Source organism: Albirhodobacter sp. R86504, from assembly GCF_042466415.1.
Taxonomy (GTDB): domain Bacteria; phylum Pseudomonadota; class Alphaproteobacteria; order Rhodobacterales; family Rhodobacteraceae; genus Albirhodobacter.
On the sequence record NZ_JAXHCH010000002.1, the window covers coordinates 1395015 to 1419361 of the forward strand.

22 protein-coding genes are annotated in these 24347 nt (G+C 59.9%); 12 read left to right on the forward strand and 10 right to left on the reverse strand.

From position 1 onward, the window contains the following. The first annotated feature begins 49 nt into the window (after positions 1 to 49). From SJY32_RS08745 to SJY32_RS08765, 5 genes are read left to right on the forward strand one after another with little or no spacing between them, the layout of a single operon-like run. Positions 50 to 1786, forward strand: a complete 1737-nt coding sequence (locus SJY32_RS08745) for a DUF3131 domain-containing protein (protein ID WP_376873935.1) — start codon at positions 50 to 52, stop codon at positions 1784 to 1786. Beyond that, the gene (locus SJY32_RS08750) at positions 1783 to 2934 is read left to right on the forward strand and encodes an acyltransferase family protein (protein WP_376873937.1); all 1152 of its coding nucleotides are present in this window, start codon (positions 1783 to 1785) and stop codon (positions 2932 to 2934) included. The genes SJY32_RS08745 and SJY32_RS08750 overlap by 4 nt, the downstream gene beginning before the upstream one ends. After that, the gene (locus SJY32_RS08755; protein ID WP_376873939.1) at positions 2931 to 4763 is read left to right on the forward strand and encodes a glycosyltransferase; all 1833 of its coding nucleotides are present in this window, start codon (positions 2931 to 2933) and stop codon (positions 4761 to 4763) included. Before SJY32_RS08750 ends, SJY32_RS08755 begins: the two co-directional genes overlap by 4 nt. Next, entirely contained in the window at positions 4760 to 6112 is a 1353-nt protein-coding gene (locus SJY32_RS08760) for a DUF3131 domain-containing protein (protein ID WP_376873941.1), read from the forward strand. Before SJY32_RS08755 ends, SJY32_RS08760 begins: the two co-directional genes overlap by 4 nt. Further along, the gene (locus SJY32_RS08765; RefSeq protein ID WP_376873943.1) at positions 6109 to 7083 is read left to right on the forward strand and encodes a hypothetical protein; all 975 of its coding nucleotides are present in this window, start codon (positions 6109 to 6111) and stop codon (positions 7081 to 7083) included. Before SJY32_RS08760 ends, SJY32_RS08765 begins: the two co-directional genes overlap by 4 nt. A gap of 105 nt (positions 7084 to 7188) precedes the next feature. Here SJY32_RS08765 and purC read toward each other — a convergent pair whose 3' ends face one another. After that, positions 7189 to 7950: a phosphoribosylaminoimidazolesuccinocarboxamide synthase gene (gene purC / locus SJY32_RS08770; protein WP_376873945.1), complete on the reverse strand. Its 762-nt coding sequence runs from the start codon at positions 7948 to 7950 to the stop codon at positions 7189 to 7191. Positions 7951 to 8210: 260 nt separating this feature from the next. Here purC and SJY32_RS08775 point away from each other — a divergent pair, with 260 nt between their 5' ends. The 6 genes from SJY32_RS08775 (at position 8211) to SJY32_RS08800 (ending at position 14120) form a co-directional block, all read left to right on the forward strand. Beyond that, positions 8211 to 8525, forward strand: a complete 315-nt coding sequence (locus SJY32_RS08775; protein ID WP_376873947.1) for a DUF1476 domain-containing protein — start codon at positions 8211 to 8213, stop codon at positions 8523 to 8525. Positions 8526 to 8787: 262 nt separating this feature from the next. Beyond that, positions 8788 to 11028, forward strand: coding sequence for a phosphatidylglycerol lysyltransferase domain-containing protein (locus SJY32_RS08780; RefSeq protein WP_376873949.1), 2241 nt, complete (start codon positions 8788 to 8790; stop codon positions 11026 to 11028). Positions 11029 to 11279: 251 nt separating this feature from the next. Beyond that, positions 11280 to 12311, forward strand: coding sequence for a betaine--homocysteine S-methyltransferase (gene bmt, locus SJY32_RS08785; protein WP_376873951.1), 1032 nt, complete (start codon positions 11280 to 11282; stop codon positions 12309 to 12311). A gap of 160 nt (positions 12312 to 12471) precedes the next feature. After that, positions 12472 to 13161, forward strand: a complete 690-nt coding sequence (locus tag SJY32_RS08790) for a corrinoid protein (protein WP_376873953.1) — start codon at positions 12472 to 12474, stop codon at positions 13159 to 13161. Positions 13162 to 13253: 92 nt separating this feature from the next. Next, positions 13254 to 13412 carry a hypothetical protein gene (locus SJY32_RS08795; RefSeq protein ID WP_376873955.1) on the forward strand — a complete coding sequence of 53 codons (159 nt, stop codon included), beginning with the start codon at positions 13254 to 13256 and terminating at the stop codon, positions 13410 to 13412. 21 nt (positions 13413 to 13433) lie between these two features. Further along, positions 13434 to 14120, forward strand: coding sequence for a DUF1638 domain-containing protein (locus SJY32_RS08800; protein WP_376873957.1), 687 nt, complete (start codon positions 13434 to 13436; stop codon positions 14118 to 14120). Between the two features lie 7 nt (positions 14121 to 14127). On the opposite strand, the gene SJY32_RS08805 is transcribed toward SJY32_RS08800, so the two are convergent. From SJY32_RS08805 to SJY32_RS08815, 3 genes are all read right to left on the reverse strand, one after another. After that, positions 14128 to 14724, reverse strand: a complete 597-nt coding sequence (locus SJY32_RS08805) for an HNH endonuclease (RefSeq protein ID WP_376873959.1) — start codon at positions 14722 to 14724, stop codon at positions 14128 to 14130. A gap of 196 nt (positions 14725 to 14920) precedes the next feature. After that, the gene (locus SJY32_RS08810; RefSeq protein ID WP_376873961.1) at positions 14921 to 15577 is read right to left on the reverse strand and encodes an alpha/beta hydrolase; all 657 of its coding nucleotides are present in this window, start codon (positions 15575 to 15577) and stop codon (positions 14921 to 14923) included. A 42-nt stretch (positions 15578 to 15619) separates the two neighbouring features. Further along, on the reverse strand, positions 15620 to 16246 hold the full coding sequence (locus SJY32_RS08815) for a DNA-3-methyladenine glycosylase family protein (RefSeq protein ID WP_376873963.1): 627 nt from the start codon (positions 16244 to 16246) through the stop codon (positions 15620 to 15622). Positions 16247 to 16358: 112 nt separating this feature from the next. On the opposite strand from SJY32_RS08815, the gene SJY32_RS08820 reads away from it, so the two are divergent. Further along, positions 16359 to 17576: an MFS transporter gene (locus SJY32_RS08820; RefSeq protein ID WP_376873965.1), complete on the forward strand. Its 1218-nt coding sequence runs from the start codon at positions 16359 to 16361 to the stop codon at positions 17574 to 17576. 159 nt (positions 17577 to 17735) lie between these two features. On the opposite strand, the gene pgi is transcribed toward SJY32_RS08820, so the two are convergent. The 6 genes from pgi to SJY32_RS08850 form a co-directional block, all read right to left on the reverse strand. Then, positions 17736 to 19346, reverse strand: coding sequence for a glucose-6-phosphate isomerase (pgi, locus tag SJY32_RS08825; protein WP_376873967.1), 1611 nt, complete (start codon positions 19344 to 19346; stop codon positions 17736 to 17738). Further along, positions 19347 to 20018, reverse strand: a complete 672-nt coding sequence (pgl, locus tag SJY32_RS08830; RefSeq protein ID WP_376873969.1) for a 6-phosphogluconolactonase — start codon at positions 20016 to 20018, stop codon at positions 19347 to 19349. Beyond that, positions 20015 to 21484, reverse strand: a complete 1470-nt coding sequence (gene zwf, locus SJY32_RS08835) for a glucose-6-phosphate dehydrogenase (RefSeq protein WP_376873971.1) — start codon at positions 21482 to 21484, stop codon at positions 20015 to 20017. Before zwf ends, pgl begins: the two co-directional genes overlap by 4 nt. Positions 21485 to 21656: 172 nt before the next feature. Next, positions 21657 to 22199 carry an RSP_2648 family PIN domain-containing protein gene (locus SJY32_RS08840; RefSeq protein WP_376873973.1) on the reverse strand — a complete coding sequence of 181 codons (543 nt, stop codon included), beginning with the start codon at positions 22197 to 22199 and terminating at the stop codon, positions 21657 to 21659. An 11-nt stretch (positions 22200 to 22210) separates the two neighbouring features. Next, positions 22211 to 23452 carry an RSP_2647 family RNA methyltransferase gene (locus SJY32_RS08845; protein ID WP_376873975.1) on the reverse strand — a complete coding sequence of 414 codons (1242 nt, stop codon included), beginning with the start codon at positions 23450 to 23452 and terminating at the stop codon, positions 22211 to 22213. A gap of 105 nt (positions 23453 to 23557) precedes the next feature. Further along, the gene (locus SJY32_RS08850; RefSeq protein WP_376873977.1) at positions 23558 to 24205 is read right to left on the reverse strand and encodes a DUF6778 family protein; all 648 of its coding nucleotides are present in this window, start codon (positions 24203 to 24205) and stop codon (positions 23558 to 23560) included. Positions 24206 to 24347 lie beyond the last annotated feature (142 nt).

Consider the following 24347-nt stretch of genomic DNA (forward strand, 5'->3'; position numbering starts at 1 on the left):
TGAAAGACCACATCGCGACGCGCTTAGGAATAAATACGGGAAACTGCGCATGAAACATATCTCAATTTGGCGGACCGCCGCTTCTGTTGCCGCGATCTGTGCGGCCATCCCTATGGCATCATACGCGCAGTCGACCGAAAGTCCGGCAGATCCTCTCGCCGTCACGATCGACGATGTGACCCTGAACGGCGCGAAATATAATAGCGTGACGATCCGCTCCGAGACGCCCCTGACGGTTGAGTTTTCCGATCAGGCGATGCAAGGCCGCGCGCAATGCAACCGCGGCGGCGCCTCCATGTCGACGCCGCATTTCGGACGCAACGGCCAGCTCACAGACCGCGAATTTGCGATGGCGCAAACCGCGTGGGCATATTTCGTCAAACGTTTCCAACCCGAAACCGGCCTCGTGAACGCGGTGGGTTCGTTCCCCTCAACGACACTGTGGGACACCGCCTCCTACCTCAGCGCCCTAGTCTCCGCCTACGAGCTATGTGTGATCGACAAGCGCGAATTCGACACGCGCGCGACCAAGCTGATCAACACGTTGCGAAACCTCGATCTTTATCGCGGTGAAGCCCCCAACAAAGTGTATAATGCGGCGACGGGCGAAAAGGTTAACTACGCCAACAAATCGGGCGAAGTCGGCATGTCCGCCCTCGACATCGGGCGGATGCTTGTCTGGCTCAAGATCCTGAAAGAGCGTCACCCCTATCTGGCAAATAGCGTCGACAACGTTCCGATGCGCTGGAACTTCTGCAATCTGGTGAATGAAGACGGGCGGATGTTCGGGTCCTTCACCAAAGGCGACGGCACGACGCAATATGTGCAAGAGGGGCGTTTGGGGTATGAAGAATATGCCGCAAAGGGCTTCGCGCTTTGGGGCTTTGATACATCCAAGGCGATGTCACCAGAGCCGCTGTCTTATATCAACATCTATGATGTAAAGCTGCCCTATGACGGGCGCGATCCGCGCGTGTTCAAAAACCAGAACTACGTTCTGACTGAGGGTTATATCCTCGACGGCTTGGAAATGGGCTGGGATTTGCCGACCGACCGCAGCAATGACGGCATGATCGCGAGCCACGGCTGGCGCGCGGAATTTGCCAACCGCGTCTATCTCGTTCAACAGCGCCGCTTCGAGCAAACCGGCGTGATCACGGCGCGTTCCGAGCATCAGGTCAACGGCAAGCCATATTTCGTCTACGACTCGATCTTTGCGGATGGCTACCCGTGGAACACCCTCGATCCGACGGGCGAATACCAACCCGACCGCGCCGCAATTGCGGCAAAGGCGGCGGTCGGCCTTTGGGCCCTTTGGGATACGGACTACACGGATTTGCTGTTTGATAGCGTGGCCGATCTTTCGGAGCCTGATTTGGGCTTCTATGAGGGGCTCTATGAGAATGGCAACGGCTATATCCCGCTGCAAACTGCGAACAACAACGGGATTATCCTCGCCGCGCTGCTCTACAAGGTGCAAGGCCCGATCTTGCAGCAGGTCAACACCAATACCCAAGTGTGGGACACTGCGTTTGCGGGCACGGATATCCGCGCGAACAAATGCCATCCCAACATGATGGAAGTTGAAGTGCCCTGCTGCGCGTGTGAAAACCCGACGCAGATTCCGCCTGTCATTCCGGTGACCGAATTCATCTACTGCCGCCCCGTGGTCGGAGACGGCGAAATCGGCGCAACGGAATGCAGCCCCGAAAAGCATAACCTCGCGCCGCCCGAGCCGCGTATGGTTCTGCCCAAATCCTGCCCCGCGCCGAGCGTGCAGCCATGACGCCACGCGCCAAGCCCAGAATGGTCTGGTTTGATGCCAACCGCGTATTCGCGGCCATCGGTGTCGTGTTGATCCACTCCTCAACGGATTTCAGCGGCCAGCCTTTCGCCGCCGCCGAACCCTCAGAGCGGCTTTTGCCGGTATTCTTACGCTCCATCGGGGAGTTTTCGGGATCGGAGATGTTCTTCCTGTTCTCGCTGTTCCTGATGGCGATGCGGGTCGACACGAAGATGCCCGCTTACGGGTCTGCTATTCGCACGCAGGCGCAAAGGCTACTTGTGCCGTTTGCATTTTGGGTCGTGTTCTACGCGTTCTTCCGGCTCGTGAAGGCGGATGCATTCGGCTATACCTCCTATATTCTGGAGCAACTCAGCCAACCCTCTAACTGGGTCGGGTATTTCATGCTCGGGAAGGTGCAATACCATATGCACTTCCTGCCCACGCTGTTCGCGCTGTTCCTGTTCTTCCCGCTGATGCGGGTCGCGACGCGCTATCCGGTCTTCGGGTTGACGGTGTTCTTCACGCTTGGGGTCATGAACAGCACGCAGGGCTTCGTATGGGGGCTCGCTATCGACCCCTCGATCCGTGATTACCTGATCCGCGGACTAAAGATTTTTGGCTATGTCGGCTACGGGTTTGCTGCTTTCGCGGTGTACGGTTTGTGGAAAGACGGCATTCCGCGCGGGGAATCCCGTCTGCTGCGGCGTGGTGCGCTCTATTTCGCGGCCCTCGCCTATGTCGCCACGCTGCCGTTTTTTGCCGTCGCGGTTGAGACGGGCGCGTGGGGCGTCCGGCAAGGGTGGGATTTTTACGGCCATTTCCTGATGCCGGTTTTCATCCTGTTCTTCTTCATGGGCGGGCAGTTTCTCGAGTGGTCGTCAAAATGGTCGCATTTGGCGAAGTTCACCTTCGGCGTGTATCTCGTGCATCCGCTGGTGATCGATTTGCTCGACATCCTCTTCTATAAATCCGGCACTGGCGCTGCCGTCTCTCCTGGGCAGCTCGTGCTGATGCGCTTTGCGCTGGCCCTGCCGCTCTCGTTCCTTCTCGCTGTCGGGCTTTCCAAGATGAAGCCCCTCGCATGGACGATTGGCCTCGGCCCGACCCCGTGGGAGGCACGTCGCCCCATCAAGAAAGCAGGCGCATGATTACGGACGATTATTTCCTCAAATTCGAGGATCGCACGCCCCCTCCGCCCCTGCCGTATTCGGCGTTGCGCGAAAGCATCTGGCAGTTTCTTGCCACATTCGCCTTGGTGATTGGGGCTTGGTATATCTGGTGGCGCTGGACGGCCTCTTTGAACCCTGACGCGATGTGGTTCGCTGTGCCGCTCGTCGTGGCGGAGACCTGCGCCTATATCGGGATGATCTTGTTCGTCATTAACCTGTGGCGCGATGATCCCGTCAAATTGGAGACCCCGCCGACCGTATTAAGGGATGTCGCACCGACCCATCCCGAAGGCGAGCGACCGATCTCGATCGATGTTATGTTCGCAACCTATAATGAGGATCCCGAGCTTGTTCGCTTGGGGATTCAGGATGCGAAACGGATGACCTATCCGCATCCGATCGATATTCGCATCCATATTCTCGACGATGGTCGCCGTGAGGAAATGCGCGCCGTCACCGAGGAAGAAGGCGTCAACTACATCACCCGTACGACGAACGAAGGCTTCAAAGCCGGGAATTTGCGCAACGCGATGGAGCAGACCTACGGGGATTTCCTCGTCATTTGTGACGCCGACACCCGCCCGTTCCCGACCTTCCTCGAGCATACGCTGGGCTATTTCCGCGATCCGAAAATGGCTTGGGTGCAAACCCCGCAGTGGTTCTATGATCTGCCGGAAGGCGAAAGCCTGACCGCCAAACTTGCAAAACGCTTCGGGGACAAAGGCGCAGATTTCGGTCAGCGCATCGAGAAGTGGTTCGGCCCCGTCACCGTGGGCGCCGACCCGTTCGTGAATGATCCCAAGATGTTCTACGATATCATCTTGCGTCGCCGGAACTGGGCTCACGCCTCGTTTTGTTGTGGCGCGGGCTCGGTACACCGGCGCGATGCGGTGATGGAGGCCGCCCTGCGCAGCTTCGGGAAGCAGGTCCGCAGCCGCACCCATGCGGCCGAGGAAATAATCACCGTCTCCAGTAAAGAGCGTGAAGTGTCTTCCGATTTGATGGAGGCCATCCGCACGCAGGCCGCAACGACCGAACTGCTCACGCCCTACCGCTTCCACGTGTCCGAGGATATCTTCACCTCGATCGTGCTGCATTCGGATACCGAGCGGGGCTGGAAATCGAAGATGCACCCGATCGTGGAAAGCAAGATGCTCTCTCCGCAGGATCTTCTGACATGGACGGTGCAGCGCTACAAATACGCCGGCGGCAGCTTGGATATTCTTGTGAATGATAACCCGCTGTTCCGGCGCGGCCTGTCCCTGCCCCAGCGCCTGATGTACGCGACGACCTTCTACTCCTATCTCGCGCCGCTTTGGAACATCATGTTCCTATTCGGTCCGGTCGTCTATTTGTTCACCGGCATCTCGCCGGTCGCGTCATACTCGAACGAGTTCTTCCTCCACCTCATCCCCTTCCTCGTCACCTTGGAACTGGCGATGATGGTCGGCACCTGGGGAATTTCAGGCTATGCGGCGAAGGCCAGCTACCTGTCGTTCTTCCCTCTCGGCTTGCGTGCGATTTGGGCGGTGGCGAAGGGCGAGAAAATTTCCTTCCCCGTGACGCCGAAGGTCCGGCAATCGGGCAACTTCCTGCGCTTGGTGCGCCCGCAGATCGCCGTTCTGGTTCTGACAGCGATCGGGATCATCTGGGGACTGGGCGCATTGATCCTCGGTAATACCCCACATTCAGCCAGCGGCGTTGTCGCAAACACGCTTTGGGGAATTAATAACTGCCTCGCCATGGCGGGCATCATCAGGGCGGCGCTTTGGGTGCCGGCAAATGACGAAGAAAGTGAGACAGCATGAGCTTTCGTGAAAATCTGATTAAGGCGCGGAGCCATTTGATCTTTCTGGCGGCTTTGGGATGTGGTCTTGTGACTGTTATGGCATTGGAAAAACAGGACGTGGAGGCGACAAATATTGCCGCCCCGCCGCAAGAAAACGCAGCCCTCGAAGACCTCTCGGCAATGGCCGCTTTCGAGGCGATCGCCCCGCTCCCCCTTGCGGTGACCGGCGAGACGACCGCGCAAGATCTCGCCTTCGCGCAGATCGCGTGGCGGTATTTCGCGAACAATACCAATGCGGATACGGGGCTGGTCAACTCGGCCGATAAATACCCCTCCACAACTATGTGGGAGACGGGGTCGTATTTCATCGCCGTCATCTCGGCCGATCTTCTGGGTTTGATCGAGCGCGACGAGGCGCAGGCGCGGATTTCACTGGCAATTGACACGCTGACGAAGATGCGACTGTTTGACGGCATTTTGCCGAACAAAGCCTATAACGTGCAAACCGGCGAGCTGGTCGACTATTCCAACAAACCAACAGATCGCGGGTTGGGATGGTCGGCACTTGATATCGCGCGCATGGTTGGGGCCCTTGGTCAGGTCAAGCATCATTTCCCCGATCTCGCGCCACAAGTGGCGGGTTTGATGGAGATCTGGGATCTCGATCAAATGGTTAACGACGGGCGCTTGATTGGCGGCAACATCGCGGATGACAAGCTGCGCTACGATCAGGAAGGGCGCGTTGGCTACGAGCAATACGCCGCAAAGGCCATGATGCTGTTTGGCTATGATATGTACCGCGCCTATCACACGGAAGAAACCTTGATGGTGCGCGAGGTCGAAGGCTTCCCCGTGCCGGTCGACAACCGCCTGCACCGCAACATCACCCCCGCCTTCACCGTGAGCGAACCCTATGTGTTCGACGGGCTGGAATTCGGGTTTGATGCCCGCTCGCACCGCTTTGCCACTGCGATCTACAAGGCGCAAGAGGCACGGTTCCAAAGCACCGGCATCCTCACCGCCGTGAGTGAATCGCACCTCGATGAAGCCCCCTATTTCGCCTATTCCTCGGTTTGGGGGGGCGGCGCGCCTTGGGCTGTGATGAGTTTTAAAGGCGAGCGACTGGACAGCAAGCGGACGATCACGACCAAAACCGCCTTCGCGTGGGATGCTTTGTTCGGCACGGATTACACCCGCGAATTGATCACCAATCTTGCACCTTTGGGCGATCCGGAACGCGGCTGGCCCGAAGGAATTTACGAGGCGGACGGGTCTACCAATGGCTCTGTCACCACCAATACAAACGCCGTGGTTCTCGCATCGCTCGCGTTCAAGGCTTACGGGCCGCTCATTCGGGCCGAACCGTGAGCGTGGCGCGCCGTCAGATCCCTTACGCGGGCGCGCTCATCGCGCTTTGCGCCGCGCATGGCGCCCTTGCCGCGCCCTGCGTCGGTGACGCTTTTGATCAACCCGTGCCGACGGCAACCAATGTCGTCACGCGCCAAGTCGACGTTCCCTCGCCGCAATTTCCAGGCCTGTGGCAGGAAGGCTATCTGAACGGCTACCCCTATGCGATCTACGCGAATGGTGAGGGCAGCTTCCAAGCGAGCGAAACGGATGCGGCGTGGTCCGCAACCTTCGTGTGTGACAGCGCCGCGCAAACCTGCGCGCAAGACGTGACAGGGGCTCTTTCGCCCGAGGGTCAGGCGGGGCTGACGATGCTGACGCGGTGCCTTTTAGGGCCGGTGAGCGCGCCGCCACCGCCCCCCGCCCCGCCCGAGGTCACAGCAGCGGCCACAGCCGAGGACGAGATCAACGAGGCCGCCGCCGCGACAGCCGCTGCCGCGACCGGCGGCTCGACGGTCCCGCCGTTGCCCGAAACCACGGGCCCCGCGCTAGACGAAGGCGCGGAAACATGGGCGCTCTCGCCCAGTGACGGAGCAACCCAAGCCCCCGTGGGCGGTCCCACCGAGACAGCCCCGCCAAGCGGCCCCGAAGACGCGACGCCCGCGGCCCCTCAACAAGACACTCCGGCCGCCACCGCGGTGACGCCGCCCGCCGATCAAGCCGCCGCACCCGAGGAGACAACGCCTCCCGCTTCCCCCCCTGCCACGTGCGGCTTGGTAACGCTCCCCTCGCTGAGCGAAGGGGAAACTCTCCAGCGGATGATCCAGCTTGCAGGAGGCGATCCCGGCCCGATCGATGGCTTCCCTGGCGCGCGCACGCGTGATGCGTTGATCCAGGTCCTCGGCGCGGCGGGGGCATCCCTGACCAATCGTGACGCCATCGTCGCCCTTGACGATCTCTTGTGCACGCCTGCGACACCCGCCGCGCAATAACGGCGATCTCGCCTCCGAATCGCATATAAAAAGCCCTGCGCGCTTCTGCGGCAGGGCTTTTTATCTCACGGTGCAGCGATCGACTGACGACCGCGCAAGATGTGCTTAGTTGATCAACGTCGGCTTGATCGTGGTCGTGTTGCTCGGCAGCACGCCAAGACGTTTCGCCACTTCCGTATAGGCATCCGTGAGCGAGCCAAGATCGCGGCGGAACACGTCTTTGTCCAACTTCTCGCCGGTTTTGATATCCCAAAGACGGCACGAATTGGGGCTGATCTCATCCGCGACGATCAGGCGCATGAAATCGCCTTCCCAGACGCGACCGATTTCGATCTTGAAATCGACGAGTTTGATACCGACACCGAAGAACACACCCGACAGGAAATCGTTTACCCGCAAAGCGAGTGCGACGATATCGTCGAGGTCTTGCTGGTTCGCCCAGCCGAAGGCCACGATATATTCCTCAGGAACGAGCGGATCGCCCAAGTCATCGTTTTTATAGGAATATTCAACGATAGGCCGTGGCAAAGCCGTGCCTTCCTCGATCCCCAAACGCTTCGAAATCGAACCCGCCGCAAAGTTGCGCACGATCACTTCCAGCGGCACGATTTCTACCTGACGGATCAACTGCTCACGCATGTTGAGGCGCTTGATAAAGTGGTTCGGCACGCCGATGTTGGTCAGCCCGTTCATGAAGAACTCGGAAAGGCGGTTGTTCAACACACCCTTGCCTTCGATGGTCGCTTTCTTTTGCGCGTTGAAAGCAGTGGCATCGTCCTTGAAATACTGCACCAAGGTTCCCGGCTCCGGGCCTTCATACAGAATCTTTGCTTTGCCTTCGTAAATCTTCTTGCGCCGCGGTGCCATGGGCTCTCCGTAAGCTTTAGGTTCCCCTCGCGCGAGGGTTTCCCCCAACGGATGAAAACAGACAACAGGGGCCGCGCCTTTGAGACAAGGGGCGGCGATTGTCGTGTCATAGGGCAACAACCCCCGCCCTGCAAGGCAAGAGCGCGCGATACGGCCTTTGAAATCGATGCAAAACCTTCATGCTACTTACACGCAACACCCTTGCAGCGCGGGCGAGAGAGGGGCATATGAAGGGAAACCAATCTGGAGGATAAAGCGCCATGACCACCTTCGACGATCGCGAAAACGCTTTTGAAGCAAAATTCGCCCATGACGCCGAGCTGCAATTCCGTGTGGATGCGCGCCGCAACAAACTCGTCGGCCTTTGGGCGGCGGGCTTGCTCGGGAAATCGGGTGATGAGGCTGCCGCTTACGCGAAAGAAGTCGTTGCAGCCGATTTCGAGGAAGCCGGCCATGAGGATGTGGTGCGCAAGCTCACCGCAGATCTGGGCGCCAAGGCGACTGACGCTGATATTCGAGCGAAAATGGCAGAGTGCCTGATCGAGGCGAAAGCGCAAATTTCCGCTGATTTGTGAGCTGATTTAGGGATCGGGGCCAACACCCCCGGCCCTTCTACCACAGTCTTGAGAAGGTCGGGCGCTGGTCCGGCCTTTTTTCGTTCGCGCGCGGGCACGCCTCGCGAAGGCGCTAACGATGACATTTTCGCGTAGAACTGTCGTGACGTTAAACCTTCTTGAACGCTCACCCCCTATTCCAAACGCATAGCGCAGCCCTCGGCAGGATACCGCGGGGGCGCTTTTTCGGGCGCAAACCCGAACCATGCGTGGGGAGACGGTGATGCGTCATGAGAGGATTACGCGGATCGACCGCCCTTTGGGCGCGGGCGCGCGCATCAGGCGAGGCCCCCATGGCCACCCTTTGGGCGATGCCGCCCCAAACCCGACGCCTGTCTCAAAGCGCCGCCTCATTCCTACCAAGAATGCGGACCAAAACGTCATTCGACGCGCCCTCTTGCGACAAGCGCTTCCTCTCATCGCCGTGATTGCCGTCGGCGTGCTCCTGCGCGCGCGGATCGCGGCCTTAGATGTTGCGGCGATCTGGGCGGCCGTGGGCAGCATCAACGCGCAGCAATGGGCTTTGGCCTGCGCGGCAACCCTCATAAGCTATTGGTCTTTGGGGCGGTATGACGCGGTGATCCACCGTCTGACCGACACGCCAATCGCGCCGCGTACCGCCGCGCGCACTGGGATCGCCGCAATTGCCATCTCCCAAACGGTAGGATTAGGGCTCGTGTCGGGCGCTTTGGTCCGATGGCACTTGAACACGGGATTGAGCTTCGCGCAGTGTTTAAAAATCACCGCCGTCGTCGCCACGTCGTTTTTGCTGGGATGGTTCGTCATTCTCGGCATTGTCCTGATCGCCCTCCCGCCAGAGACGAGCGATGGGCTGATCTTCGCCGGCACGCCTGCGGCAAGGCAAATGCTGGGTTGGGCGGGGATCGCATTGGGGGCCGCCGTTGTGATCGCACCGCAGTTTACGCCCGCAATCCCTCTCCTCAAAAGCCGTCTCCGAATGCCACCGACGCACGTGACACTGCGGATTATTTTCCTAGCCGGCGTTGATACGCTCGCGGCGGCGTTTGCCCTTTGGGCGCTGGTTCCCGATGGTTTGGGGCCGCAGTTTGTCGTCCTGCTGCCCGCCTTTTTACTCGCCTTGGGCGCCGGATTTCTTGCAGGAACGCCCTGCGGGATTGGCCCGTTTGAAATCACGTTGCTCGCGATGTTGCCAGCCCATCACGAGACACATCTTCTTGCGGCCGTGGTGGCGTGGCGCGGGGTTTATTTTGCGGCGCCGGCCTGCCTCGCTGCCCTCTATATTATTTACCACAGCGCAACGCGCGCTAACGGTGCTTCCCCCGAAGGCGCAGGACATCGCGAGGCGCAGGCGGCCCTCCTGAATGGACAGATCCCAGAGCGTCCGAGCGAGGCCGCGCCCTTGGCTCACAGCGCATCATCCTATCTTTTACCTGCCGCATCAACGCTCTCCCCACAGCTCGAAGCGTTGCTCGAACATTCACAGCGCGCTGAAACGGGGTTGTTGCGCCAAGGGGAGCACGGCGTGCTCACGACCGGAAACACCCGCGCAGGATGGATCGTCGCGCGGACCAACGCGTGCATCGTGGGGCTGCTTGATCCATTCGGTACGCCGCAGCGAGGCCTCGCCTCCGCATTATTGCCCCGATTGCACGCGCTCGCCAAACGCAACGCCCGAACGGCCTGCCTCTACAAAATCTCGCCGCGCGTCGCTGTCCAAGCACGCAGGGCAGGATGGGCAATTGTGCCCGTGGCAACGGAAGCATGGATCGCCCCCCTCGCCTATAAATGTGAAACGCCCAACCGCGCCGCGTTGCGCCGGAAATTGCGAAAGGCCGAAAAATCCGGCGTCAGAACCCTATGCGCAGAGGGGCCATTGCCGCTCATCGAGATGCAGAGGATTTCGGAGGAGTGGGTGAGCGCGCATCGCGGTGAGCGCGGTTTTTCGATGGGCCGTTTCGCCGCGCAATACGTATCGGCTCAGCGCGTTTATCTTGCGTATCAAGGCGACACGCTCATCGCCTTCGCAACCTTCCATACCGGCGCGCGCGAATGGGCCTTGGACCTCATGCGCGCCGCGCCGCAAGCGCCTGATGGCACAATGCACAGCTTGCTTCACGCCGCATTGCAAGACGCCCGCGCGTTCAAGATCCGCCGCCTGACATTGGCCGCCCTACCGCCGGAGGCAGCCACACTGCGCGGCATCGCCGCACAGGTTTGGCGCCACCTGAACGCCGTCAAAGGGATCGCGGGATTGCGCCAGTTTAAATCCAGCTTCGCGCCAAACTGGCAGACATTATATCTCGCCGCCCCCTCGCCCCTCCACATCGCCGTCGCCAGCATCAGCATCGCACATGCCATTCACCGCCCACCGCCCCTGCCGCAGGCATCGCGCGAGAACCTCGGCACACGGTCAGAGCCGACAGATGCGCGGTTGCCCCACGCGAGACTGCCCGCCAAGCGCCCACCGCCAAAGCCGAGTTAGCGCCGCGCGGGGACACTGCCGAACCTCGGTCCATTCATATTAACTCGGAAGATTATGAAGCTGATTTATTATTTTCATGAGAAAAGCGCGTTTGCTCTTGTCTGTGCAAACTGTCATTGGTCCAATCGACGAAATCTGAGGACGCTTTCACGCGTCCCGAATAGGAAATGATTCGCTCAGGTTGTTGCGAATTTAGCAATGCGACCTGAAAGCGTGGCACCCGCCGCGAGCGAGCAAAAATAAGGTGAGAGATGACCCAAACCGTGAGTGTAGCACCCGATAACGCCCTGTCCCGCATGTTAGCGGAGCGCGATTGGATTCTCGCTGACGGCGCGACAGGTACCAATCTGTTCAACATGGGCCTGTCCTCCGGCGATGCGCCGGAACTGTGGAACGCAGACGAGCCGGAAAAGATCCGCGCCTTGTATCGCGGCGCGGTCGAAGCCGGGTCCGACCTGTTTCTGACCAACACGTTTGGCGGCAACGCATCGCGCCTCAAATTGCACCAAGCGCAAGACCGCGTTTTCGAGCTCAATAAGCTCGCCGCGGAGCTCGGGCGCGAAATCGCGGATGCGGCTGGTCGCCCTGTGATCGTCGCCGGATCGGTTGGCCCGACAGGCGAGATCTTCGCGCCAATGGGCACATTGACCCATGAAATTGCCGTCGAGATGTTTCACGAACAGGCAGAAGGCCTGAAAGCTGGCGGCGCCGATGTGCTCTGGGCCGAGACGATCTCTGCACCTGAGGAATACAAAGCGGCGGCCGAAGGCGCGCGGCTCGCGGGGATGCCGTGGTGCGGCACCATGAGCTTTGACACCGCAGGTCGCACAATGATGGGCGTGACCTCGGCGCAATTTGTGAATCAAGTCGAAAAACTCACCTATCCGCCGCTGGCTTTCGGCGCAAACTGCGGCGTCGGCGCGTCTGATTTGATGCGCACAATCCTTGGGTTCGCGGCGACGGGTACGGACATTCCGATCATCGCGAAAGGGAATGCGGGCATTCCGAAATATGTTGACGGGGCCATCCATTATGACGGCACCCCCGAGTTGATGGCGCAGTATGCCTGCCTCGCGCGCAATGCGGGCGCCACAATCATTGGCGGATGCTGCGGCACAATGCCCGTACACCTTCGCGCCATGCGCGAGGCGCTTGAAACAAGACCACGCGGGGCACGCCCCACGCTTGAGGAGATTTCAGAAGCGCTCGGCGGGTTCTCCTCCGCTTCGGATGGCACGGATGACTTGGGCCCCGCGCCCCGCGCCCGTCGCGGCCGACGCTAAATCTTGCGATGACACGTGTTCAAAATGCGTTTCATCCAGCAAGTTTACACTTGAAAAAACGCACAGCGCCGCAAACCACCGCGCGCATGTCGCAATTCGCATAGTGCAGCGCGTCATCGCGCGTCATTAAAATCTAAAGACCGTCAGGGAGACATAGACCATGGCCGACGACGATATCATTCTCTCGGAGCTTGATGATGAAGAGCTCGCGTTGCAAATGCACGACGATCTCTATGACGGTCTCAAGGAAGAGATCGAGGAGGCGGTTAACATCCTGCTCGAGCGCGGCTGGACACCATATGACGTCCTGACCAAGGCACTCGTTTCGGGCATGACCATCGTCGGCAACGATTTCCGCGACGGAATTTTGTTCGTGCCGGAAGTTCTGCTGGCCGCGAATGCAATGAAGGGCGGCATGGCGATCCTCAAGCCACTTCTGGTCGAAACCGGCGCGCCGCGCATGGGCAAGATGGTGATCGGCACCGTGAAGGGCGATATTCATGACATCGGTAAGAACCTTGTCGCAATGATGATGGAAGGAGCGGGCTTTGAAGTTGTCGATCTCGGCATCAACAACCCCGTCGAGAATTACCTAGAAGCCGCCGCCCGCGAGCAGGCCGATATCATCGGCATGTCCGCTTTGCTGACGACGACCATGCCGTATATGAAGGTCGTTATCGACACGCTTGTCGAAAAAGGTTTGCGCGATGACTACATCGTTCTGGTCGGCGGCGCGCCTTTGAATGAAGAATTTGGCAAGGCGATCGGCGCCGATGCCTATTGTCGTGATGCGGCCGTGGCGGTGGAAACCGCGAAGACGATGGTCGCGCGCAAGCACAACCAAGCTTAAGCGCAAAATCTTGCCAAGCCCCCGATCTAGCGGATCAGGGGGCTTGGAATTCATACCGCTCGCCCCCATATTAAGGACGAACGGAGACTATAATGCCCCTTCCCCATTTCTTGACCTTGCTTGTAGTGGTCCTCATCGCGGCGGCCGTCACACTTTGGACACTGACCGCTTCGGGTGTACCAATCGCGTATATCGCCGTCGGCGGTCTGATCGGTGCAGGCGTGATACGGCTGATGACACGCATTGAATAGGCAGACCTGAAAGTCGCGCAGATGTCAGACACTTCATCTCACCGCCCGATGACACACGTTCCAAGCGACGACATCCTCGCGCATGCAGGGCTTGATCTCGCGAGCAACGGGCCTGTTGATGGCGCTCAAGAGAAAATTCTTCTGATTGCTTGCGGCGCCCTCGCGCGTGAAATCCTTGATTTGAAAATGGCCAACGGCTGGGATCACCTCGACCTCACCTGCCTTCCGGCCAATCTGCATCTCTGGCCAGACAAAATTCCGGCGGCTGTTGAAGCGAGTGTGCTTAAGCATCGCGCGGACTATGCCGAGATCTTCGTCGTCTACGCGGATTGCGGCACGGGCGGGCTTTTACAGGCGAAATGCGAAGCGTTGGGCGTGAAAATGGTGGAGGGCCCGCATTGCTACGCGTTCTTTGAGGGCAACGAAGCCTTTGCGCAAAAGGCAGATGAGGAGTTCACAGCCTTCTATCTGACCGATTTTCTGACTCGTCAATTCGATGCATTTGTCTGGAAACCGATGGGATTGGATCGCCATCCAGAACTCCGCGATCTTTATTTCGGGAATTATGATCGGCTGATCTATCAGGCCCAAACAAATGACCCCGCGCTGGATCAAAAAGCGCGCGAGGCCGCGGCGCGGCTTGGGCTACGCTATGAGCGGCGCTTCACCGGCTACGGGGATTTAGAACCCGCGCTCGCGGCGCTCTGAAGGCGCGCTAAGCCTCGAGCTCGGCATCCCAATAAAGGAAATCGATCCAGCTCTCGTGCAGATGGCCGGGTGGGAAACGACGTCCAATCGCGTGCATCTCCATCGCGGTGGGGCGGCGCGCTGGTTTTTCCAAACGCATCCCCGATTGGCGCAGCGATTTATTCGCCTTTTTCAGATTACAGGGCGAGCACGCCGCCACGACATTTTCCCAACTCGTCACCCCGCCTTTTGATCGCGGAATCACATGGTCGAACGTCAAATCCCCCTTAGAACCGCAATACTGGCAATGGAATTCGTCCCGCAAAAATAAATTAAAGCGCGTGAAGGCCACGCGCTTTTTCGGTTGAACATAATCTTTAAGCACAACAACAGACGGTATTTTGAAACTGGTCCGTTGCGAATGCACCACCTCGTCATATTCAGCGAGGATGGTGACGCGATCAAGGCAAACAGCTTTTATCGTTTCCTGCCAAGGCCATAGAGAGAGAGGATAGTAACTCAGCGGCCTAAAATCAGCGTTGAGCACCAATGCAGGGTGGTGCCGCACCGCACTGGGTTCGCGCACGAACTGGGTTCTGAAATCGGATCTCGCTACATCAAGCATTCCCGCCTCCGCTTCCGGCGGTTGGGCCGTTGCAGGGCGGGTGTTTGCCCCGATCTGACCTTCCCGTCGGTTTAACTATATATCGCGGATCAAAGCTGACAAGTCCCTTGATATTGGGGTGCGAAATTTGATCCTCAATAATCCCTTAGCCCATTGCGGTGACGATGATATGACGCCAATGCCTTAAAAGGCGGCACTAACCGAGTTGCTGCCGGATAAACCCGAGCGCCGCCGACAAGCCATCAGGCGCGATCCCGTGTTCTGTTCCCTTCATCACATGGCCGAAGGTGTCAAACCCCGCCGCCACCAACGCATCTCCCGCCTTGCGCATATCTTCAAACGGGACGACCGGATCACGGTCTCCATGCAGCAACAGAACCGGCGGCTTGACCTTCGCCTCCGCTGCCAAAGCCTCGGGCCGCAACAACCGCCCCGAGAAGGCAACAACGCCCGCAATCTGCGCATCGCGGCGCGGCGCAACTTCCAAAGACATCATGGTGCCTTGCGAAAAACCAAGCAAAATCAACTTCGAAGGCGGCAGATTCGTTTCTGCGAGCAGCGCATCGAGATAGGCGTTCAGATCTGTCGCCGCCGCCGCAAGACCATCCGCCGCCTGGCTCTCGGACGAGCCGTCAAGCCACCGGATCGGGAACCATTGCCGCCCGAACGGATTTCCGGTGCAAGGCTCGGGCGCATCGGGCGCGGTGAATAATGTATCGGGCAGATGCGGCCCCAATGGATCGGCCAGCCCCAACAGATCGGCCCCATCCGCGCCGTAACCATGAACCAGCACAACGATAGATTTGATCTGGCCCGATAGCGGCGCACGGCGCCCGTCATTCAACTCCCGCATCTTTTTCTCCCGTCTCATTGCTTCTGCGCCAAAAGGTCGCGCCTATAATGTCTCGCCCTGCCGCGATTTGGTGTGACCGTAGTAGGCCCACAAAGCCCGCGCTGCAACCGACCGCCACGGCGACCACGCCTGCGCCATCACACCCATCGCTTTGCCTTTTGGGCGCTCGGGCAAATCAAAGAGCAGCTTCGCCCCCTCTTGCAACGCCATATCGTCCGGCGCAAAGACATCGACCCGTCCCAAAGCGAACAACAAATACATCTCCGCCGTCCACCGCCCAATACCGGAAATCGCAACAAGCGTCTCATAAACCGTCGCATCAGGTGCGGTGCGCAGGGCGTTAAAATCAACATCAGCCTCCGCTAAGGCCCTAAGATACCTAACTTTTTGTCGTGATAGGCCACAGGCTCGCAAGTCGTCTTCTGGCGCGGCCAAAATCGGGGCAGGCTCACCAAATCCGGCCGCGACAACCCGCCCGCGAATGGCCGTGGCGGAGGCGACGGAAACCTGTTGGCCAACAATCGCATCGAGCAATGCGCCGAACCCATCCGTTCGGCGTCGCAGCGGCAAATCCCCCACGCAGGCGCGCACATCGTGAAAGCGCGGCTCAATGGCGATGAGCGCTTGAAAGCCCGCCGCAAGATCTGCCTCGGTTTCGATCACCTTCATCCGAATACGCCCCCCAAATCAAAGCTTTGGCCCAGCCTCATTATGTAACGGCACAATGCAATGCTTTATGATGCGCCCCCACCGCGTTAGGCAGGGAAAAAAGAGGACCAGTATGAGCCTGACCGAATCCCCGAACCGCGCCAAGCGCAATGTTATCGTCCTCGTGCTCGCGCAGGCACTGTTGGGCGCGCAAATGCCGATGCTGTTCACGGTGGGTGGCTTGGCGGGGCAATCGCTCACGCCGAACCCTTGTTGGGCCACGCTGCCGATTTCCATGATCGTGTTGGGGTCGATGCTGGCCGCACAGCCCTTATCACATCTGATGGCGCGGTTCGGGCGGCGCGTGGGGTTCATCACCGCGACAGGTTTCGGCGCCTTGGGCGCGGCAATCTCCGCCTACGGGCTCTATACCGCCTCCTTTGCCTTCTTACTGCTCGGGTCGCTTGCGACCGGCGTTTACATGTCAGCGCAGGGCTTTTACCGCTTCGCCGCGACAGACACAGCCTCGCCAGAGTTCCAACCCAAAGCGATCTCCTACGTAATGGCAGGCGGGCTGGCGGCCGCCATTCTCGGGCCGCAGATGATGAAGCTCACCGCGCAATCCATGGCGATCCCGTTCCTTGCGACCTATCTGGCGATCATCGTGATCAACCTCGCAGGGCCGATCCTCTTTGCTTTCCTCGATATCCCGACGCCGCCCGTCCGCCCGAAGGGCGCTCCGCAGGCAGGCAGACCGTTGCGCGAAATTCTACGCGCACCGGTGATTATCGTCGCGATGGTGACGGGTATGGTGTCCTATGCGCTGATGAACCTTGTCATGACGTCGACGCCGCTGGCCGTCGTAGGCTGCGGGTTTAGCCCAGCTGCGGCGGCGGATATTGTCTCGGCGCATGTGTTGGCAATGTACGTGCCTTCGTTCTTCACCGGTCACCTCATCGCGCGCTTTGGCCATGCAAAGATCATCGGCACGGGTCTTGTGATTTTGGCAGGCGCAGGCGCCGTCGCAATCAGCGGCGTCGAGCTGACCCATTTCTTTGCCGCGCTGGTTCTTCTCGGGATCGGATGGAACTTTGGCTTCATCGGGTCGACAGCAATGCTCGCCACAGCGCACCGCCCCGAAGAACGCGGACGGGTGCAAGGCATCAACGATTTCGCGGTCTTTGGCGGGGTGTTTCTGGCGTCGCTGTCCTCTGGAAGCCTGATGAATTGCACCACAGGCGGCACTGCACAGGCCGGCTGGCAGGCTGTCAACCTTGCGATGATCCCGTTCCTGATCTTGGCCGGATGCAGTCTTGTCTGGCTGGTGATGCGCCCTAAAGAGACGCGCTGAGGCGCAAGACCCGCGAAGCAACACCGAACAGGGGGGTATTTCATCCCCCTCCTGTGCGTCTTGATAGGTGGTCTTCCACGATGCGCGGTTCACACGCTTTGACATCAAAAAAGGGGGCACGAAGGCCCCCTTTTTGCTCATAGATCAGCCGACAGACAATCAGGCGTTGGCGGCTTTGAAGCGCGCCGCAAGTGACAAGGTCGATGGGTCTTTGCCCGCGCCCTCCGCCGCACCTTCCAAGACGGGTGACAGGGCCAAGGCCAGTTCCTTGCCCAACTCCACGCCCCATTGATCGTAGCTATTGATCCCCAAAATCGCGCCCTCGACGAAGACACGGTGTTCATAGAGAGCCACGATCCCGCCAAGCACATGCGGGGTCAGTTGATCATACACCAGCGTCGTGGACGGGCGGTTCCCCGGGAAGACGCGGTGACGGGCCTGACGGTCGCATTCGTCGCCCTCGAGACCCTTCGAACGCATGATCTGTGTCGCCTCAGCCAGCGAGCGGCCCACCATCAGCGCCTCGGATTGCGCGAGACAATTGGCGACGAGGAGCAAATGCTGATGGGCCAAGTCCGGCTCGAAACCGCGCAGGCCGACGAGGAACTCGCACGGAATGACGCGTGTCCCTTGGTGGATCAGTTGATAGAAGGCATGTTGGCCATTCGTGCCCGGCTCGCCCCAGACGACAGGGCCGGAATGGTAGGGCAAATCGCCGCCGTCCATCGAAACACGCTTACCGTTACTCTCCATCTCCAACTGCTGGAGATAGGCCGGCAGGCGCGCGAGGCGTTGCTCGTAAGGCAGCACGGCGCGAGTCGTGTAACCACAAATCTGGTTGTGCCAGATGCCCGTCAGGGCAAGGAGCGCGGGCAGGTTTTCCGCCCAATCGGCAGAGATGAAATGCGCATCCATATCCGCAGCGCCCTTCAGGAACGCGCGGAAATTATCTGCACCCATGGCGATCATCAGCGAAAGGCCGATCGGCCCCCACATCGAATAGCGCCCGCCGACCCAATCCTCAAACCCGAACACGCGGCTCGCATCGATCCCGAAGGCGGATGTCTTATCTGCCGATGTCGAGAGCGCGGCGAATTGCTTGGCCGGATCGGCGACGTCTTTCGCCATCCACGCGCGCGCGGTTTCCGCGTTCGTCATCGTCTCGATCGTCGTGAAGGTCTTGGATGCGACGATGACCAACGTGGTTTGCGGGTTCAGACCTTTGAGAACATCCGCGATATGCGCGCCATCGACGTTCGAAACGAAGTGACAGCGCGGCCCGTCATGGAACGGCGCCATGGCGATTGTTGCCATCGCCGGCCCAAGATCAGATCCGCCAATGCCGATATTCACGATATCGGTGATTTTGCCGCCCTGCCCCGTGTAACGCCCGGCGCGCAGATCCTCCGCGAAGGCCTCCATCCGGTCGAGCGTCGCGCGAACCTCCGCAACCACGTTGACCCCCTCCACAAGGATCTCACGGTCCAAATCCCGCAGCGCAACGTGAAGCACCGCACGGCCTTCCGTTTCATTGATCGGCTGACCGCTGAACATCGCGTCGCGTTTCGCGGCGACGCCTTGGGTTTCCAGCAAGCCAAGGAGCAGCTCACGGGCGCGCTCGTCCATGTTGGTCTTGGAGTAATCGAACACAAAACCACCGGCCTCGGCGGTGAAACCCCCAGCCCGCTTATCGTTTTCGAACAAGTCAAGAATGGAACGGTCGGCAACGGTCTTTTGGTAGGCGATCAGATCGTCAAAGATGTTTTGCATTTACTCGGCCCAGTGAACGGTTGCGTGGGGAAGGATACAGGCCACCGGGGCCTCCATCGGTGTCAAGGTTTTCGCACGCTCCAACGCGTCGCGCTTTTGCTGCCCAATGATCAGAACATGCGTGTTCATCGCATCCTTGAGCACGCGGGCGGTCAAAGTGATGCGCGGCTCACCCGCGGCCTCCGACCGTAGCGCCATCAAAACGGGCGCGTCATCGGCAAGCGCTTGGGCCAGTTGATCGGCCTCCGGGAACAAGGAGGCGGTGTGCATATCCGCGCCCATGCCCAACAGCAAAACATCGATCGGGAGATGCGGCTCGATCCCCTTCGACAAGGCTTCCAGCTGATCTTCCGGCTGATCTGCGGGCGCATAGAGCGGCACCAGATGCGCCGCGCGCGCCTTGCCGCGCAACAAGCGGCGACGCAGCAGGGCGGTATTGGAACGCTCGGAGCTTTCATCCACCCAACGCTCGTCGTTGAGCATCACGTAAACCGATCCCCAATCGAGGTCGACCTCGCTGAGCAGATCAAACACCGGGCCGGGCGTTGTGCCACCCGGAACGCTCAGCACCGCTTTGCCACGGGCACGCAGGGCTTGCCCCAACTGGCTTGCGATTTGATCGGCAAGCCGCATCATCAGAGCTTCGCGATCTTGGTAAATCTCGAAATTCATTCCTTAATCTCCCGCCAGCGGCGCCCGTCACGGTGCATCAGCATCAACGCATCTTCCGGCCCGGATGTGCCTGCGTCGTAGCCCTGCGGTTTGTCGCCGCGTGTTTCCCAACCATTGATGATTGGATCGGCCCATTCCCAAGCCGCCTCAACCTCATCGCCGCGCATGAACAAGGTCTGATCGCCGCGGATCACATCCATGATCAGGCGCTCATACGCGTCGGGGATATCCGTCCCCCCTTCGCCCAGCGCTTCCGCGAAGGACATATCCAGCGGCACTTGCACCAAACGCATCCCGCCCGGCCCTGGTTCCTTGATCATCACCTTGAGGTTCATACCCTCGTTAGGTTGCAACCGGATGACCAAAACATTCTCGCGCCAGCCTTCGGCAGCGTCGAAAATCGAATGGGGAGGCTCTTTAAACGTGATCGCGATCTCGGATGTCCGCGCCCGCAGCTTTTTGCCTGTGCGAAGGTAGAAAGGTGTGCCCTTCCAACGCCAGTTCGCGATTTCTGCCTTCATCGCGATATAGCTTTCGGTTTTGGTCGTCGGGTTTTCGGCATCCTCAACAAACCCAGGCACGCCCGTCCCGTCGGAACGCTTGTGCCCAAGATACTGGCCGCGCACGATGTCATCGGCGGGAACAGGCTGCAAAGCGCGAATCACTTTCAGCTTCTCATCGCGCACCGCATTCGGATCAAAGTGATACGGCGGTTCCATCGCAATCAGGCACAAAAGCTGCATCAGGTGGTTTTGCACCATATCGCGCATCGCGCCGGAGCGATCATAATAGGCCCCGCGCCCGCCAACCCCGACGGTTTCCGCGACAGTGATTTGGACGTGGTCGATATACTGGCTATTCCAAAGCGGCTCGAACAGGATATTCGCAAAGCGCACCGCCATCAGGTTTTGCACGGTTTCCTTACCGAGATAATGGTCAATCCGGTAGATCTGCGTCTCGTGGAAATGCTCGGCCAACGTCGCATTGAGGGCCTTGGCCGTCGCAAGATCGCGCCCGAAGGGCTTCTCGACGACGATCCGCGCGAGCGAATTTGCGATGTTGTTGGAGTGCAAGCGCTCGGCCAAGGCACCAAAGAGCGACGGCGCAACCGAGAAGTAGAATGCCTGTACAACATCTTGGCGCACGAGCTGTTTCAGGCTATCCCAACCGCCCTCGCCGGTCGCATCGATCGGCACATATGCGAGCCGCGAGACGAAAGAGTCGATCTGCTCGGCGTCGCGCTTGCTCTTGTCAACGAATTCATCAATCGCCTCGCGCACGAGCGTTTTGAAGCCCGCGTCATCCATTTCGGACCGTGCGGCGCCGATAATGCGGGCGTTTTCGGGCATCTGCCCTGCCAAAAACCGGCGATAGAGGCCGGGAAGGATCTTACGGCGCGCAAGATCGCCTGTCGCCCCGAAGATTACGAGGTCAAATTCATCCACGGGAATGACGCGCGAGACCATTATGCAACTCCTTGATCCATTACTTCGTTAGCGCTAACGGGCGCGGTTTATCCAGTTTTCGGAGAAAAGTCTAGCACCGTCGCGAGGATGCAACCAGAGGCGCCATGCATCGTCTGGCGGTTTCCTATGGCTCAGCCTGCGGGGGAAACGGTGGCGCGGGATGTGATGAGGGTTACTGCGTGAGGGCTTTTGCAAGCCGTGGGAGTTTCGCGCGCTTCAGCAGGCTGCGCATCGGTTGTGGTGCGCCTGACAGGCGCTCCGCCTCAGATCGCACAGCCTCGCAAACCCGTGCGACCGCCTCAGGTGCGCCGGACCAAAGCTCCCAAAGAAGTCCGTCAGGGTCACGCCGCTCCAGCCCTTCTTGCGCCAAGGCGCCGCGCGGGAAATCGCAGGCGTTAAAGGTCACGATCGCATCCGCCCCGCCGGAAATCGCCGCCGCCAAAACGTGAATATCGTTTTCATCGGGGAGGTGGAGGCGCGCCTCCAACCCCGCATGGGGTGCCACCGACGCCTGCGGGAAGGCCGCGCGCAACATGGCAACCTCACCGCGCGCAAAAACCTCGGCCTGCGGCCCCAGCTTGACTGTTGCCCGCGCCCATTCTTCCAAAATCCGTTCAGACCAGAGAGGTGTGTAAAGCCCCTCCCGCGCGCATCCGATCAGGATCTCACGCAAAACCGTCGGATAAAGAACACAAGCGTCGAGCAACAGTTTCATCGCACCTGCCTTCAGTCGAGGCGGAAGGCCAGCGCCTTCAGATAGCCGCTTTCCGCCAGCTGCGGCAGCATCGGATGGTCAGGCCCCGCTTGACCGGTGTAGATCAGCTGCGAACGGCGACCGCCACGGCCAATCCCGCGCGCGGAGGCATTTCGGAAGCTGCTCAGATCTGCCGCGTGAGAACATGAGCACAAGACCAGATATCCGCCGGGCGCGACCAAGCTTGCCGCGAGGCGCGCGACACGCTCATACGCCCGCAACCCCGCCTGCAGCGCAGGTTTCGCGGGTGCGAAAGCGGGCGGATCACAAACGACCACGTCAAACTGCGCGCCCTCCTCGGCCAAGGCCTCCATCACTGCGAACGCATCGCCTTGACGGATCTCGAAATCATCCGAGCGCCCCATCGCCGCAGCACCTTGCGTCGCCAGTTCCAGCGCAGGTGCGGACCCGTCCACCGCCGTCGCATGAACCGCCCCGCCTGCCAAAGCCGCCAAGCCAAAGCCACCGACATGGCTAAAGACGTCAAGGACCCTCGCCCCCTTCGACAGCGTTGCCGCAAAGGCGTGGTTCGGGCGTTGATCGAAGAACAGGCCGGTTTTTTGGCCGCCAACGACATCCGCCATATAAACAGCGCCGTTCATCGGAACGGCAATCGGCGCATCGACGCCGCCGCACAAGACGCTGGTCTCTTCCGGCAGCCCCTCCAAGGTGCGCGCGCGGCCCGAGCCGTTTTTGATCACGGTCGTGACCCCGGTGACGGATTTGAGCGCGTCAACAATCGCGTCGATCGCAGTCTCCGACCATGCAGCGTTGGGCTGCACGACGGCCGTATCCCCGAACCGGTCGATAATCACCCCCGGCAAACCATCCGCCTCGGCATGAACCAGACGGTAGAACGGCGCGTCATACAGCCGCTCGCGCATCGCCAGGGCTTTGGTCAGCCGCGCCGCGATCCAATTGGCGTCGATTGTCGCCATCACGTCGCGATCCATCATCCGGCAAATAATCTTGGACGCCGTGTTGACCGTGACCAAGCCCATTTCTCGGCGGTCGGCATCTTCCAACACCGCAAAAGCGCCCGCAGCCAGCTTGCCCGTCCGGCGATCTGTCACCAGCTCATCGGCATAAACCCATGGGAACCCGTGGCGGATTGCGCGCGCTTCGGCCTTTGGCCGCAGGCGGACGACGGGCAAGCCGTGGCGCGAGGCAGGTTGCTGATCATCGGTGTCGGGGAGATGCGGAGTATCGGTCATGGCGGCCTCGGGCATAGAAAAAAGGGGGCGTGTTGCGCCCCCTCTATCCGCTTTAAGCGCACTTGCAAAGCCGCACCGCATCGGCGGCCTACAAGCCTATGCGGATCAAAGCCCTGCCATAGCCTCGCCTTGGGGCGCGCTCACAACCGCAGGGCGGCGCAATTCCATCGCGATCCGCGCCGCAAGCGCCTGAGTCACGACGATTTTTTGCGTCAGGCCCCGCGCTTCTTCTTGCAAGGCCAGCTCGCCCCCTGCCGCTTTCGTGTCATCGACAACCAAGCGCGGTCCGTCAATGATCGCCCCCGTGCGCGCATCGCGCACCGTCATCATAAACTTCGTGCTAAACGTCCCGCCCATCATGTAGCGCGTCTTTTCGGTCAGAGCATGGAACCGTACCACCTCCGCCTCGATCGTCACCGGCACGCCCGCTTTCATGCCCGATGTCGCGCTTTTGAACGCGTCGGTCAGGATCGCATCAACCTGCGCATACCGGTCACCGCGGGGATCGCCACGCCACACGATATCCGCGATGGGATAATACATGTTCGCTTCCGATACTTTCAGGTGCTCGGGCACGGTCACATTAATGTCCTTCACGGCATAATCGACAGCAATCGCTCCCGATCCCGCCGCAAATAGCGCAGGGTCGGAGGCCGCTCGGGTCGCGAGATCGCCACCGCCACAGGCCGCCATCAGCAAGATCGCAGCGCCGCCACATATCAAACGCAGTTTCGGGAGAGGGAACATAGACATGGGGAGAACCTTTCGGTTGGTAACAGCACATGTCACGGGGCGTTTCCCCGCAACGTCATTAATATGTGAGCAGTTTTTGTGGTGAAACATGTCAAAAAAGCGCCGAAACCGCGCCGCTAAAGGGGTAATTCCGCTTACCTTA